The organism is Microcoleus sp. S13_B4 (assembly GCF_036700885.1).
Lineage (GTDB): Bacteria > Cyanobacteriota > Cyanobacteriia > Cyanobacteriales > Microcoleaceae > Microcoleus.
This window is the reverse complement of record NZ_JAUBPU010000044.1, coordinates 1-13661: the sequence shown is the minus strand read 5'-3', so window position 1 is coordinate 13661 and position 13661 is coordinate 1. Positions and strand designations below refer to the sequence as shown.

The 13661-nt window shown below is 45.6% G+C and carries 17 protein-coding genes; 11 read left to right on the top strand and 6 right to left on the bottom strand.

The genetic code is table 11. The features are described from left to right. Positions 1 to 11 precede the first annotated feature (11 nt). From QT994_RS19985 to QT994_RS19960, 6 genes are all read left to right on the top strand, one after another. Positions 12 to 275: a DUF2281 domain-containing protein gene (locus tag QT994_RS19985; protein WP_333177428.1), complete on the top strand. Its 264-nt coding sequence runs from the start codon at positions 12 to 14 to the stop codon at positions 273 to 275. Continuing rightward, positions 272 to 658 (top strand): type II toxin-antitoxin system VapC family toxin, encoded by a 387-nt coding sequence (locus QT994_RS19980; RefSeq protein WP_333177425.1) that lies wholly within the window; start codon positions 272 to 274, stop codon positions 656 to 658. The genes QT994_RS19985 and QT994_RS19980 overlap by 4 nt, the downstream gene beginning before the upstream one ends. Positions 659 to 689: 31 nt before the next feature. Continuing rightward, positions 690 to 914 carry a type II toxin-antitoxin system HicB family antitoxin gene (locus tag QT994_RS19975; protein WP_333177424.1) on the top strand — a complete coding sequence of 75 codons (225 nt, stop codon included), beginning with the start codon at positions 690 to 692 and terminating at the stop codon, positions 912 to 914. Then, a complete protein-coding gene (locus tag QT994_RS19970; protein ID WP_333177421.1) occupies positions 914 to 1153 on the top strand; it encodes a type II toxin-antitoxin system HicA family toxin in 240 nt (79 codons plus the stop codon). The genes QT994_RS19975 and QT994_RS19970 overlap by 1 nt, the downstream gene beginning before the upstream one ends. Positions 1154 to 1232: 79 nt before the next feature. Then, complete coding sequence (locus QT994_RS19965) at positions 1233 to 2087, top strand: TIGR02587 family membrane protein (protein WP_333046785.1); 855 nt, start codon at positions 1233 to 1235, stop codon at positions 2085 to 2087. After that, positions 2084 to 2488 carry a TIGR02588 family protein gene (locus QT994_RS19960; protein ID WP_333177418.1) on the top strand — a complete coding sequence of 135 codons (405 nt, stop codon included), beginning with the start codon at positions 2084 to 2086 and terminating at the stop codon, positions 2486 to 2488. The genes QT994_RS19965 and QT994_RS19960 overlap by 4 nt, the downstream gene beginning before the upstream one ends. A 171-nt stretch (positions 2489 to 2659) precedes the next feature. Here QT994_RS19960 and QT994_RS19955 read toward each other — a convergent pair whose 3' ends face one another. From QT994_RS19955 to QT994_RS19935, 5 genes are all read right to left on the bottom strand, one after another. Beyond that, positions 2660 to 3253: a CPBP family intramembrane glutamic endopeptidase gene (locus QT994_RS19955; protein ID WP_333177415.1), complete on the bottom strand. Its 594-nt coding sequence runs from the start codon at positions 3251 to 3253 to the stop codon at positions 2660 to 2662. Positions 3254 to 3299: 46 nt separating this feature from the next. Beyond that, entirely contained in the window at positions 3300 to 4445 is a 1146-nt protein-coding gene (locus QT994_RS19950; RefSeq protein WP_333177412.1) for a DUF3326 domain-containing protein, read from the bottom strand. After that, complete coding sequence (locus QT994_RS19945) at positions 4442 to 4633, bottom strand: hypothetical protein (RefSeq protein ID WP_015175652.1); 192 nt, start codon at positions 4631 to 4633, stop codon at positions 4442 to 4444. Before QT994_RS19945 ends, QT994_RS19950 begins: the two co-directional genes overlap by 4 nt. A 57-nt stretch (positions 4634 to 4690) precedes the next feature. Continuing rightward, a complete protein-coding gene (locus tag QT994_RS19940; protein ID WP_333046780.1) occupies positions 4691 to 5008 on the bottom strand; it encodes a 2Fe-2S iron-sulfur cluster-binding protein in 318 nt (105 codons plus the stop codon). 809 nt (positions 5009 to 5817) lie between these two features. Beyond that, positions 5818 to 5967, bottom strand: a complete 150-nt coding sequence (locus QT994_RS19935; RefSeq protein WP_333177410.1) for a transposase — start codon at positions 5965 to 5967, stop codon at positions 5818 to 5820. Between the two features lie 494 nt (positions 5968 to 6461). On the opposite strand from QT994_RS19935, the gene QT994_RS19930 reads away from it, so the two are divergent. After that, a complete protein-coding gene (locus QT994_RS19930; protein WP_333177477.1) occupies positions 6462 to 7439 on the top strand; it encodes a reverse transcriptase domain-containing protein in 978 nt (325 codons plus the stop codon). Between the two features lie 741 nt (positions 7440 to 8180). On the opposite strand, the gene QT994_RS19925 is transcribed toward QT994_RS19930, so the two are convergent. Then, positions 8181 to 10658 carry an ATP-dependent Clp protease ATP-binding subunit gene (locus tag QT994_RS19925; RefSeq protein ID WP_333177407.1) on the bottom strand — a complete coding sequence of 826 codons (2478 nt, stop codon included), beginning with the start codon at positions 10656 to 10658 and terminating at the stop codon, positions 8181 to 8183. A 728-nt stretch (positions 10659 to 11386) separates the two neighbouring features. Between QT994_RS19925 and QT994_RS19920 the strand changes: the two genes are divergently transcribed. The 4 genes from QT994_RS19920 (at position 11387) to QT994_RS19905 (ending at position 13588) form a co-directional block, all read left to right on the top strand. Then, positions 11387 to 11830, top strand: coding sequence for a phosphoglycerate mutase family protein (locus tag QT994_RS19920; protein ID WP_333047402.1), 444 nt, complete (start codon positions 11387 to 11389; stop codon positions 11828 to 11830). Continuing rightward, entirely contained in the window at positions 11793 to 12338 is a 546-nt protein-coding gene (locus tag QT994_RS19915) for a pentapeptide repeat-containing protein (protein WP_333047404.1), read from the top strand. Before QT994_RS19920 ends, QT994_RS19915 begins: the two co-directional genes overlap by 38 nt. A 141-nt stretch (positions 12339 to 12479) precedes the next feature. Further along, complete coding sequence (locus QT994_RS19910; RefSeq protein WP_333047405.1) at positions 12480 to 12641, top strand: hypothetical protein; 162 nt, start codon at positions 12480 to 12482, stop codon at positions 12639 to 12641. Between the two features lie 461 nt (positions 12642 to 13102). Then, the gene (locus tag QT994_RS19905) at positions 13103 to 13588 is read left to right on the top strand and encodes a hypothetical protein (protein ID WP_333177404.1); all 486 of its coding nucleotides are present in this window, start codon (positions 13103 to 13105) and stop codon (positions 13586 to 13588) included. Positions 13589 to 13661: the final 73 nt, after the last annotated feature.

Here is a 13661-nt window from a genome sequence, read left to right as displayed (position 1 = left end):
TTAGAATGGTAATGTCGGAAATTGACAGTAAAAAGGCAGGAATTATGTATCAAGTAGACATTATTGAGGCTAAAGAAAAGCGTGTGGGATTAATCGAAGCGGCGATGAGAGGCGAAGAAGTGGCGATTACTCAAGATAACCAGCCTGTTGTAAAATTGATAGTAATTCCTAAACAAGCTAAACCCAATCGGCAAACAGGAAGTGCCAAAGGAATGGTTTGGATGTCCGATGATTTTGACGAACCGCTAGAAGAGTTTAAGGAGTATATGGAATGAGGTTGTTGTTGGACACTCATACTTTCATTTGGTATACGACAGACAGTTCGAGACTCACCGCAACAGGGCGATCGCTAATTGACAACGGAGAGAATGATATTCTCCTCAGTACAGCTAGCGTCTGGGAAATGGCTATCAAACATAATATAGGCAAACTGAGTTTTAGTAGGTCTTTTATGGAGTTTATCAAGCAGCAGATCGCAGTTAATAGAATTAATATACTGGAAATAACTTTCGATCACATTGAGGTTGTGGCTTCACTGCCTTTGCATCACCGCGATCCATTTGACAGGCTGATAATTGCACAATCTATGGCGGAACCGATACCGATTTTGAGCGTTGATGCTATTTTTGATGCTTATGCGATCGCGCGGGTGTGGTGAATTAAGTTAGTTTAAAAATAAAGAGGCGAAGATGAAACAATTTAGAATCATCATTGAAAAACATTCCGATGGTTATGTAGCCTATCCCCTTGGTATCAAAGGTGCCGTAGTTGGTGAAGGTGACACCTATGAAGAAGCCTTAGCGGATGTCAAGTCAGCTATTCGTTGCTACATCGAAGTATTTGGCAAAGAAACAATGGAAAACGAATCACCTGCGATTGAGACTTTTTTAGTAGAAGCAGAGGTGGCTATTTAATGTCAAAGTTTCCTGTCGATGCTTCTAAAAGACGAGTCATCAGAACATTTCAGTTGTTGGGTTTTCGGATTATTAGAGAACGCGAACATATTGTCATGGTGCGAGAGAATCAGGATGGCACGGAGACTCCGTTAGTAATGCCTAACCACGATCAAATAAAATCAGGGACACTGAGAGCAATTTGTACTCAGGCGGGAATTTCTAGAGAGGAATTTTTAATAGCTTATGCACAAATTTGAGTGCAGATGCTATCTACGATAACACTTGAAATATGTCCAATTATAGATGGCCTGTTTTGAGGTACGTTTTCACTAAAACATGAACAAATCAAAAAGACGTAAAAATCAGTGGTCAAATGAACTAAACGACATCATTCGAGGTGCATCGGGTGGCTTTTTGTTCGGGATTCCCCTGCTTTATACGATGGAGGTTTGGTGGATCGGTTCGTATACTAAACCAGCGGAAATGTCGATCGCGATCGCAACTACTTTTGTCGTCGTTTTCTTGCTGACTCGCACTGAAGGTTTTCGCAAAACTAAGGATATCCGCTGGCTAGATGCTGCAATCGATACCGTAGAAGCGATCGCCATCGGCATTGTCTGCGCGGCTTTTGTCCTGTTTTTGCTCAGGGAAATTACGCCGGAGACTCCGCTGCAACAAACTTTGGGGAAAATCATCTTTGAAGGCCTGCCGTTTGCCTTGGGAGTGGCCTTAGCAAGCGGTTTCTTGAGTGGCGATCGCTATCAAAGTTCAGACAGCGACAACGAACCTACCATTAATCCAACTGTAGCAGATATCGGCGCTACTTTAATCGGCGCGATGATCATTGCTTTCAACATCGCCCCTACTGACGAAATTCCCATGCTAGCGGCAGGTATTTCGCCCCCTTGGCAATTAGCAATTATCGCCGCCTCGCTGCTAATTTCCTACGGTATTGTATTTGTAGCAGGCTTTACTTATCAAGCAAAACGGCAGCAGCAGCAAGGGATTTTTCAGCGTCCCCTCAGCGAAACTGTCATGGCCTATTTAGTGTCGCTGGCAGCTTCTGCATTTATGATGTTTTTCTTCCAAAAACTCAGTTTTGACGACCCCTGGTCGATTTGGTTGAGCTATACGTTAGTATTGGGATTGCCGGCGACTATTGGCGGCGCGGCGGGGAGGTTGACGGTATGAGTGAAAGTAATAAAGAACAGCAGCCAAAAAAAACTTTTGCTGAATGGGCGACATTTGCGATCGCCTGTTCGATCCTTTCTCTCCTCATCGGACTCGTACTCTACAACTGGCTGGCTAAAAAGCAGGAACCTCCGATTATTTCTGTCACTCGCAACACGCCTATTCGCGAAAATAAAGGGCAATTTTACGTACCGTTTACAGTTACTAACACGGGCGGCGAAACGGCAGAATCAGTGCAAATTATTGCCGAACTGCGCGTCAACGGCGAAGTCTTGGAATCCGGCGACCAACAAATTGATTTTTTATCAAGCGGCGAAACTCAAGAAGGAGCTTTTATCTTCAGCCGCAACCCCAGTCAAGGTCAATTAATTGTGCGATCGAGCAGCTACAAACTGCCTTAACACAGATCAAACTCGGCGGTTAAAACCTTTTCACCTCTGTGAACTCTTCCTCTTCCTTCGCGCCCTTAGCGTCTTCGCGGTTCGTTCAATCTAAAAACCCCCTTGCGCGTTGGCATTTATTGCTATATTCTGCGCCAGCGCGATTTCAATGGGTTTGGAATTGCGCTCGAACTACCGCTTCACCGCATTGTTTTCCCACTTCCAAACACAGCTAGAAATCAAATTCGTACAGATATGAGCCGTAATTGGCACTAACAAATTCCCAGTCGCTAAAACGCTATAACCCAACAGCAATCCGACAGCCGTTGCCCAAACAGCATAAGGCCACTGATCCATGCCTCCCAAGTGCAGAATGCCGAAACAAAAACTTGATAAAACTAAACCGGTAACATTCAATCCTAAAGCAGACAGCATCACGCCTCGAAATAGCAATTCTTCGCTAAGTCCCGGCAGCAGTCCCAGCCAAATCAAATCCGGCCAAAACAAAGGTTTGAGCACTACTTCCAAGTAAACGTCTGCACTCCGGCGATAACCGGGCCAGAGGTGATAAACGATCGCACTGCCGCCTGTAATTGCCAGTCCGATCGCACATCCTTTGAGTAAGTCGATTCCTATCAATTTGACTGGCAAAAGCGATACAGATCCAAATAGCAACCACACTTTAGCTACCGCCAGCAACATAATTGCTGTCACGCCCATTGCTACTAAAACTTGGGTGCGCGTCAAGGGTTCAATTTCAGGATTTTCGGGAATTTTTTCTGCCACTTAATCACTTTTAGATTTGAGGTTTGAGATTTTAGATTTGTTTAGTTTAGTCAGACAAACAACGCAGGGAGGAGATGTCTGCACCCACGGAAGCTGGACTGATGCCGGCCCGCAAAGCTACCAAAACTCCGATCGCCTCTAAATATGAGTTTACCTGCAAAGCTTTAATTCCGAGTTTTTCTGGAGTCGCCTGCATCTGGGTTTTGTTGTCGCCCACAGCGATGATTTGTACCGACGATCGCCCACTCAAACTCAGAATAGCACTGCCACCGCAGGCTGTGGCGGGTATCACCACCGCATCGACTCGATCAGCCCACAAACCCTGGGACTCGAAATCTCGCCTGTTTGCATAGAATTTCTCTCTTGTGGGGTGGGCATCTTGCCCGCCCAATACCTGCGACAGGCAAGATGCCTGTCCCACAGTAGGAGTGACAAATTGGGGAGCTTTGCTGAGGCCGGCAAGCACGCAAGGTAGGAAAGTATAGCCGATTTCCTCAGCAGCCGATCGCGGGGACAGGTGCGGATCGAGGGGAAGCGCAGACAACGCGGGGGCGTGGGCGCAGGGGATTTTAAACGTCCTGACGACGAGGTGACTGATCACAGCTTCCGCGCCGGCGAGGGGGTCAACTCCTTTGCCGCGGCGGTAGTTTTCGAGGGCGAGGCTGCCTTCATCGTCGGGAAATCTGGCTACAACTGCGATCGCCTCTACTCTTGCTTGTTTGATCAATTTTTCCGCAGCGCGCAATAAACTGTCTGGATTGCCGATCGTCCCCCAAGATGCCCCTGATTCAGAAATACGCAATTCTACTTGCAGAGGGCGATCGGTTAAAACACAATCGGTTATATTCAAACCTAATGTAGCTCTCGCTGCATCAGCCGCTTGCAAGTGGCGCAACTGCAAGTCTGGTTCAATGCCGGCATCGAGGATTAAGCCGATGCGATTTTGATGTACCGGTTGCAGGCCCCAGCATCCGGCAGCAAATTTGTCAAGGGCGTAACCTTCAACGTAGAGAGCGTTAAGTATCGGCCAATAAAGTTGAGCGCCGTTGAGGACGTTGGGGTGAGTGATCAGGGTGTCTGAAATTTGGGCGATCGCCCTAGCCACGGGCAGCGCATCTCCTGCAAAGCCCCCGATCGAGGCTCCAACGCCTGTGGGGACTATCAAAACCACTGTCAAAGGGCGGGGGTTCACGGTGTTGCCGGGGATGCTTCCACGAGCACGTAGCCTTCTACCACAGCCTTTTGCCGATCGACATCCACATCTGTGACTGCCCACCGCAGGGGTTCGCCGTACTTTTGCAGTTCAATTTCAATAGCCGAGTGCAGTTGCTCGGCGGTCTCGTGGAGGTCAACTTCTGCGGAAATGAAATGGGTGGTCATAGGGCGATCCATAGTGGTTTTACCGCTAACGGTACTTAGGTCAATTTTAGCTTAGTCCTAGGATTTACCGAATTGGCGATCGTACACAATGTCTTCTTTTTCGGTTTCTATCTTCAAGTTCGATCGGGGATAAGCAACACACAGCAACACATAACCTTCTGCCTGAAGCTCCGGACTAACGCCCATGCCATCAACTTGATCAACTTCACCCTCAATAATTTTAGCAGCGCAAGTAGTACAAACCCCCGCATTGCAGGAGCTCGGCAACTCAATGCCGGCGGCGTTGGCGGCGCGGAGAATTTGTTTATCTTCGGGTACTTCTACGGTATAGGTACTGCCTTGGTGGATCAATTCAACAGTGTAAGTCTTAGACATATTTCAATTATTGGTTTTAATTCCCCAATTGGAATTTACGCTAGATTTGGAAACAAAGCAATCAGTATTTTACCGCTGTTGGTGCTTTTGTGCAATTTTATTTACAACTGCATTTTTTATTGATAATATTTTTATTAATTGGGTGGGGCGAGCGATCGGCATTTTGTCAATGACTTTTTCACAAATTATTACAAGCCTCACGGCGGAACTGTGCCACAAAGCACTTATACCTAATTAATTTTTTGCCTTCAAGCCAACAACTCATCAACCCAGGGTAAACGCATCTAAATTAATTTGACCAAAACTTGAATTTGTGCACTACTAAATAACTAAAAAAACTTCTTAAAGTTCTTAATTTTAACCCGACTTGAGGAGATTGAATCAGAACCTTAAGATTTTCTGAACTTCTTACTTAAAGCCGGATAAATTGCCTTCTTAGATAGTATTAGATTTCGAGCATTAACTGGCAGAGTTTACAATTTTAACTAAATAATTATTGTCCATATAGGCTCTAGTTCCTCGTTGGGAACGTGCATGAGTTCTGGTTAAACAAGCGTAATACTCCAGTCTCATCTAAAAATACGCTCATTTTTTGGCTGGATATCCTTGACTTTTTCCCAACACTCTAACCTTAACTTTATGACTCTTTCGGTTCCTGCCGGGCTACTCCTGACAGTTTTTTTTCTATCTGATAGCCATTGCTTAATTAGCTCTTCAGGAAAGAGCTTGAACACTTTAAAAGTTATATTACTAGCCTTTTTTGAGGAACTCTAGCCACCTTTTTTTGGATATTCCGTACTTACCGCTACTTATTTTTCAGGAAAATGCCAAAAAAGTAAGGCCCCTATTTCAAAATTTATCAAATTTCTAAATCCAAAACTACATCTTTTTAAGAGCTTTAATTTAGCATTAATTCCCTCTACTATCCCATTAGTTGTTCTTTCTTCAAAATACCCCACAATCTATCCCAACCATCTTTTGATTGTTTCTACACTCTTTTTATAGTAGAATTGTGCCTTTTTTAACCAATCGGTTAATTCTAATATCCCGTCACCCAAATTATTACTATTTTCAAACAAACTGTAAAAATATTCTTTTAAAATGTGCCTTTTTTCTAGTATTTCTGAAGCATTTATTACGGGTTGTGATTTTAATTATTGTTTGTTGAACCAGTTTTTTCGAGTTTTAAAAATGTATAGTTACTTGCTGTTAAACTATCCAATATTTTTGCTTTTTCTTTCAATTTTAGCGAGGATGATGCCTTTTTTTTGTCGATTCTCGCCTGATTTAATTCCTCATGAATCATTTTTGTCACATGAAATTTATGTATCCGCTCAATAATTCGGGGCGGACTACCCACTCAGGAACGATTTTGCGTCATTTGAGGTGCATCGTTGAGGGATTTACCCCGGATTATTGAGCGGATACAAATTTATCTACCTAGCTTTAGAACCTGAATGGGAAGATCGATTCGAGCCAAACAGTTACGGATTCAGACTCTTGTCGCTCATCCTATGATGCAATAGAAGCTATTCATAGGGTAATCGCGCAAAAAGCCAAATATGTGCTGGGCGCTGACATTACCAAATGCTTTGACGGGATCAACCATCAGGCACTTCTCTCTAAACTGCATACATTCCCGACTCTAAACTGCCTCATAAAATTGTGGCTAAAATCGGGCGTGATGGACGCAAACAAGTTGTTCCCTATCGATGAAGGAACCCCTCAAGGGGAAGTTATTTCACCCTTATTAGCAAACATAGCCCTTCACGGCTTGGAAGATAGACTCAAGCAATTTGCGTCAAGTCTCCCAGAAAGAAAAAAGGAGAACATCAGCGCCCTGACAATAGTGAGATACGTTGATGACTTTGTGGTATTACACCCAAGTCTTCACCTCATCACTCAGAGCAAACAGATAGTAGCAGAATGGCTCAATGGGATGGGGTTAGAAATGAGTGAAAAGAAAACTCGAATCACTCACACCTTGATGCAAGTGAAAAACCAACAACCAGGATTAAACTTCCTGGGTTTTAATATCAGACAATATCCAGTTGGTCAAACGCATACAGGAAGAGTCCAGGGGAAATTATTGGGGTTTAAAACACTCATCAAGCCCAGCGAAAAGAAAATTCAACTCCATGTACGGGAAATCGGAGAAATAATAATATCCGCCCACAAAACGGCAAAACAGGAAGCATTAATTGCCCACCTGAATCCACTAATTATGGGATGGAGTAATTACTACTCAACATTAGTTAGCAAGGAAACGTTTAATACCTGCGATAATCACCTGTACAGCCAATTGAAGGCATGGGCAGAACGCCGTCACCCAACAAAAATTCCTCCTGGATTACTAATAAATATTGGCAAACTGTGGGAGAAAGAAACTGGGGATTTGGCACAAGTTAAGGGGAAGAAATTTTCCTTTTAGCTGAACATAGGAAAACGCCAATTATTAGACACATAAAAGTCAAAGGCAAGTTCAGCCCCTTCAATGGAGATTGGGCGTATTGGAGCACCCGTAGAGGAACTCACCCACAAACATTGACAAGAGTCTCCCGACTCATGAAGATACAAAAAGGGAAGTGTCCACACTGCAACTTATATATTCGTTCTGAGGACTTAATTGAGGTTGACCACATTATCCCCTGTTCACAAAACGGAAAAGATAACTAGAACAACATTCAATTACTCCACAGGCATTGTCACGACACAAAAACAACAATGGATACCAAATTCCCTGTTGGAAGTACCCATATCAAGGGTCAAAATACAGAGGAGCCGGATGACGCGAAAGTGTCAGGTCCGGTTCTGAAGACGAGCGGTTCCCGTGAGGGAATCGCTTAGTTTAACGGCAAGCACGGTTCCGCATGGGAGGGAGAAGGTGGTAACATCCTCTCTCGACCCTACCTCCAGCTTACCATTGAAGTATGTCGCTGTTAATTACTAGACTTGAAGTGCAGGCTTTCGCAAACAGTCTTGAAATTATCTGCGTTTATCTGCGGTTTCCTGATCAATCCAAAATTTATGCAATAAGTCTACTCTTGATATTAACTCATAAAAAAGGCAGAGAATTTAAATTCTCTACCTTTTTTATGTGAGGATTTTGAGTTGTTTGCGATTACGAGATTGGTTATTTCAAAACTTTACTCGAAATCGTACTTACTCAATCTTACTCAGCGCCTTGGGGCAGCAATTCCCGCTTTTGACCTTGCAGCACCTTAACAATTCCGTCTTCGCCCACATCCACAACAGCGGTGTCGCCGTCTTTGATGCGGCCAGAAAGGATTTCCTCAGCCAAACTGTCTTCCAGCAAGCGCATGATGGCGCGGCGCAGGGGTCGAGCTCCGTAGCTGGGGTTGTAGCCTTCTTCTACCAGGCGTTCTTTGAATTTTTCGGTCACTTCCAGGGTGATGCCCTGTTCTGTCAAGCGGCCGAACACTTCTTTGAGCATGATAACGGCAATTTCCTTGACTTCTTCCCTGTTCAACTGACGGAAGACGATAATTTCGTCGAGTCGGTTGAGGAATTCGGGGCGGAAGTAGTTTTTGAGTTCTTCGTTAACCAAAGAACGAATGCGGTTGTAATTAGCATCGGCTTGGTTGTCGCTGAACTCGAAACCGAGACCACCGCCACCTTTTTCAATCACCTTAGAACCGATGTTTGAGGTCATAATCAGCAGCGTATTTTTGAAGTCTACGGTGCGACCTTTGGCATCGGTTAAGCGGCCGTCTTCCAATATTTGCAGGAGCATATTGAAGACATCGGGGTGGGCTTTTTCGATTTCGTCGAACAGCACGACGGTGTAAGGACGGCGGCGGACTGCTTCTGTGAGTTGGCCGCCTTCGTTGTAGCCGACGTAGCCTGGAGGAGAACCGATGAGTTTGGAGACGGTGTGCCGTTCCATGTACTCCGACATATCCAGCCGAATCATCGCATCTTCGGAACCGAAGAAGTAGCCGGCTAGGGCTTTGGTGAGTTCGGTTTTGCCGACCCCGGTGGGTCCGGAGAAGATGAAACTGGCGATCGGGCGATTGGGATTTTTCAAGCCAACGCGAGCGCGACGGATGGCGCGGGAAACGGCTTTCACTGCTTCTTCCTGCCCGATCAAGCGCTGGTGCAAGGTATCTTCCATGTGCAGCAGCTTTTCGGATTCGGATTCGGTCAGTTTGTTGACCGGGACGCCCGTCCAGCTTGCCACGATTTGAGCGATATCTTCTTCGGTGACTACTGGCGATGGGTCGGTTTCGCCGGTGCGGGCCGAGTCGGTTTTTTTGGCTTGAGAAATAGCGCGAATTTCGGCTTTGATCGTCATTTCCCGATCGCGCAATTCGCCGGCTTTGTCAAAGTCTTGAGAACGCACCGCTTCGTCTTTATCTTTGAGGACTTGGCGCAGTTCTTTGTCAAGTTCTTTGGCTGCGGGGGGCAGTTGGGAGTTGATCAGCCGAACTCTCGAACCAGCTTCGTCTACCAAGTCAATTGCTTTGTCTGGGAGGAAGCGATCGGAGATGTATCGGTGAGAGAGTTTGGCTGCGGCTTCGAGGGCCGTGTCCAAGATTTTCAGCTTGTGGTGCTGTTCGTAGCGTTCCCGCAGACCGAAGAGAATCTCGATCGTCTCGTCAACGGTGGGTTCGCCGACCATGACGGGCTGGAAGCGCCGTTCTAGGGCTGCGTCGCGCTCGATGTGCTTGCGGTACTCGTCGAGGGTGGTAGCGCCGATACACTGGAGTTCGCCTCTTGCCAAAGCCGGCTTGAGAATGTTGGCGGCGTCGATCGCCCCTTCAGCCGCACCTGCACCGATCAAAGTGTGCACTTCGTCAATCACCAAAATCACGTTACCCGCTGTGCGGATTTCGTCCATGATTTTTTTGAGGCGTTCTTCAAATTCGCCCCGGTACTTAGTACCGGCAACCAGCAAGCCGATGTCGAGGGTAACAACGCGCTTTTCTTCGAGGATGTCTGGGATATCGTTATTAGCGATGCGCTGGGCGAGACCTTCGGCGATCGCGGTTTTGCCGACTCCGGGTTCGCCGATTAGCACCGGGTTATTTTTGGTGCGGCGACCTAGGATTTGAATTACCCGTTCGATTTCTTTTTGGCGTCCGACTACTGGGTCTAATTTGCCATCGACCGCCATTTGAGTGAGGTTGGCGCCGAATTCATCGAGGGTTGGGGTTTTGGTGCGGGCACCGCCGCCGGTGGCTGCGACTTCTGCGGTTTCTCCCAGCATCCGAATCACTTGGGTGCGGACTTTCGACAAGTCTACTCCCAGGTTTTCTAAGACTCTGGCCGCTACTCCTTCACCTTCGCGGATCAGGCCCAGCAGCAGGTGTTCGGTGCCGATGTAGTTGTGTCCGAGTTGGCGAGCTTCTTCGAGGGATAGTTCTAGAACCCGCTTGGCGCGGGGGGTGAACGGAATTTCTACTGCTACGAAGCCGGAACCGCGCCCGATGATTTTTTCAACCTCAATCCGAGCGTCTTTGAGGTTGACCCCCATTGATTTGAGGACTTTCGCTGCAACCCCGGTTCCTTCACCGATCAGACCCAGGAGGATCTGTTCTGTCCCTACGAAGTTGTGACCCAGGCGGCGAGCTTCTTCCTGGGCCAACATGATTACTTTTATTGCTTTTTCTGTGAAGCGTTCAAACATGATTTATTCCCATCACCTGCTGCTATGTGCCCGTTTCGAGGTCACGCTCGCACAACGAGCGTTTATTTTCTCGTAGGGACAGGGCATTGCCGTGTCCCTACTCGTACTGCTTATTCTAGCGCGACACTCCCAACCGATCTGCCGCTCTCGGCTGCGGTTGCAGATTCCAGGCTCATGTTGCAGGGTGGCTTTCAACTGGGAAGACCCAAATGGTGGCTGACCTACAACCTCCCCTAGACTGCAAGAAGATTGCTCTTCTCGGCCTGTGCCCAACCTACGACTACGTATTGATGGATTCTAGCATAATCTTTTTGGCTGTCATGCAGGTGCAAAAGTGATAATTCTCGAAGTACAGGCCGGGTTTTGCACAAAACTTATTAGTTAGATGGGCGATCGATCCCCTAAACTCATCCTTAAGCTGCTGCCCATATCAAGAATTTGTTGCTTTGGGAGGGCTAGAGCGAGCTGGGCTTTTTTTATCTAAAATTTTGCCTCAGATCCGTTGGGAATTTGGGTAGTCTTCATGTTGTCAGTTGTGCGCTCGCTGCTGATCAATTAGTGAGTGTTACTACAGTCCGAGGGGTTTGGCTCAGACTATACTCTGCACGGTCAAAGACATTGCTTTCGTAGCAGAGTGCTTAGGTCGTTAACTCGTGTGACTTAAAAGTCTGAAATTTCAATCGTGGAAAACAATCTAAATCCTGTTTAAGGGGTAGTGAAAGTAAATAATGAACACTAGAAACTTAGATGACCAGGTAGAAAGTACCGAAAATGGATCGATCGAAGTTACAAGTAAATTCCACGATGCAGCTACAACAACTTCTGCGGCTTCACCAAAAGAATTCAATGCAGAACAGCTAGGACGTGTCTACTTTATTCGGCACGGTGAAAGTACCAGTAACGAACGCAACATTTTTGCAGGAGTTCTGGATGTTGACCTCACATCCTTTGGCCGATTGCAGGCGCGCCGTGCAGGTGTTGACCTGAAGAAAAAAGGTACAAAGTTTGACGCAGTATATGTCTCCCACATGAGACGCGCTAGGCAAACCTGTGAAATCGCCCTTGCTGAAAGTCAAGCACTAAAGTCAGCAAATACCCCTGTTGAGATAGATCATCGAATTAGCGAGAAATCCTTTGGCATTTTTGCGGGCAGCACACGGCGTAAAAGTTAGCTATGCAAGAATTCTGGCACTCCAAGATTTGAATGAAGATGGTGCTTCTCTCAGAGGCCTAGATGCTATTGGTGCAGACTTAGTAGCTATTAATCTCTTTCGGGCCAATCTAAGTGAAACTAAATTGAGTGAAGCCGACCTCAGTAATGCCAATCTGAGCCACGCTAACCTCAATAATGCTAACCTCAGTCAGGCTAAATTGAGTGGTGCTAATCTCAGTGATGCCAACCTGAGTTTTGCTTGCTTGAGTCAGGTTAATCTCAGTAGTGCCAACCTCAGCGGCGCTAATTTAATTTGTGCGGACTTGAGTAACGCAAATATGAGCGGCGTCAATTTGAAGAATGCGAGTTTGAGTGGTGCTAATCTGAATAGTGCCTACCTAAGTGGTGCAAATCTAAAAGGTGCTAAAGTTAGCATTTCTGACCTGAGGGGTGCTTTGCTCACAGGTGCTGTTATGCCTGATGGATCAAAGTATAAGTCTCTCGAAGATGGAGTCACAAATAAATAAATTGATGCCAAGTTTTTTATAAGTTTGAGGTCTGCTTTTATACTAAAAGGGTGAGGATTACTTAAGGATAAAAGCTTTGGCTTACTAAAATGCGATCGCTACTAATGGTGAGAGATTACTATTTAATTTCTGAGACATAAAATGTCCGCTCAAGAGGTTGTTGGCTTGCTTAATCAAATGGTAACAGGCTTTGATGAAATGACAGAAAAATACGGTAGGTCTGCGATCGCGGCCCTGTCCTATGCTATGGTTTATATTCCGTTATCTGTAATTTGGGTGGAATTGGGCAAACTCAAAGATTAGGCCTTAAACCGCTACATTTAGGCGGAAAACTCCTTTAATTTATTTGCTCAAAACCGACAAACCCATAAGCAACGCTCATTCTATGGCCACCACAACCGACGAGCCATTACCCTTACACGAACTTATACCAATTTTCAAAAGTCATGCAACAGTAGCTAGGGCTGACAAAATGTAATTCCATCCAGTTATAGATGCTATTGTCTCTGTAGAAAATTCTTTAAGATAAGCGCAAACTTTTTCTTTAAGACCATCTAAATCATCATAAATGTCCCAACTCAGTTCTTGTTTAATAGACCTCTTGCAAAAAAAATATGTGTTATCCTTAAAAGTTTGCTCAAGTTTAGGTCAAACTTTGAATTATTGGGTTGATTGGCATCTCCTTAAACTTGCCCAGCCTGCTAGATTATAAAATTGGCTAAACTTTCCATAATAGCACAAAATTATTTTGCAAGAGGTCTACTATGGGCGATATAGTGATTGCTAATAAGGTATTTGACTATGGCTCTGGAAAAGTTGTTAGCGGAAAACTACGACCTAATTTTGAACCCGTTCAGATTGATGCTTGGATTTGGCAACTTTTAGAGCTATTCCGACATGATGAGGCTGTCATGGAGCAAATCGATCGGGAATATCCTCTAGATGAAGATCATCCTGGCAGTCCTTTGGTCGCTCACTTGGGTTCTATGGGTTGTAGATCTGCTGTTGTGGCACCTACAGCAATTATTGAAGAAATAGTGCTGACTGAAAGAAAACTATTGGCTCTTGATATGGAGTCTTATGCAGTGGCTTTAGCGATCGCTACCAGTTTCCCGAAGGTTACATGGTCAATTCGATCCAATTCGTTCCCTGCAAAGCTTCGGACAGCAGTTCGACCAAAGGTTATATTGTTTGTATGGTTTTCTTGCCCACCAGCCATGAAATCTGGATTTTTGGTGCAGAAAACGTAAGGATTCAGGTCAAAAAAACTTCAGTGGCGGCATCTGGTAAAATAAACGAATGAAAAAGCCCGCAGCCACCAGA

What these genes read in the sequence shown, in the direction of transcription:
- QT994_RS19985 (WP_333177428.1), top strand. Translation starts at nt 12, where the DNA reads ATGTCGGAAATTGACAGTAAAAAGGCAGGAATTATGTATCAAGTAGAC.
- QT994_RS19980 (WP_333177425.1), top strand. Translation starts at nt 272, where the DNA reads ATGAGGTTGTTGTTGGACACTCATACTTTCATTTGGTATACGACAGAC.
- QT994_RS19975 (WP_333177424.1), top strand. Translation starts at nt 690, where the DNA reads ATGAAACAATTTAGAATCATCATTGAAAAACATTCCGATGGTTATGTA.
- QT994_RS19970 (WP_333177421.1), top strand. Translation starts at nt 914, where the DNA reads ATGTCAAAGTTTCCTGTCGATGCTTCTAAAAGACGAGTCATCAGAACA.
- QT994_RS19965 (WP_333046785.1), top strand. Translation starts at nt 1,233, where the DNA reads ATGAACAAATCAAAAAGACGTAAAAATCAGTGGTCAAATGAACTAAAC.
- QT994_RS19960 (WP_333177418.1), top strand. Translation starts at nt 2,084, where the DNA reads ATGAGTGAAAGTAATAAAGAACAGCAGCCAAAAAAAACTTTTGCTGAA.
- QT994_RS19945 (WP_015175652.1), bottom strand. Translation starts at nt 4,633, where the DNA reads ATGACCACCCATTTCATTTCCGCAGAAGTTGACCTCCACGAGACCGCC.
- QT994_RS19940 (WP_333046780.1), bottom strand. Translation starts at nt 5,008, where the DNA reads ATGTCTAAGACTTACACTGTTGAATTGATCCACCAAGGCAGTACCTAT.
- QT994_RS19925 (WP_333177407.1), bottom strand. Translation starts at nt 10,658, where the DNA reads ATGTTTGAACGCTTCACAGAAAAAGCAATAAAAGTAATCATGTTGGCC.
- QT994_RS19920 (WP_333047402.1), top strand. Translation starts at nt 11,387, where the DNA reads ATGAACACTAGAAACTTAGATGACCAGGTAGAAAGTACCGAAAATGGA.
- QT994_RS19910 (WP_333047405.1), top strand. Translation starts at nt 12,480, where the DNA reads ATGTCCGCTCAAGAGGTTGTTGGCTTGCTTAATCAAATGGTAACAGGC.
- QT994_RS19905 (WP_333177404.1), top strand. Translation starts at nt 13,103, where the DNA reads ATGGGCGATATAGTGATTGCTAATAAGGTATTTGACTATGGCTCTGGA.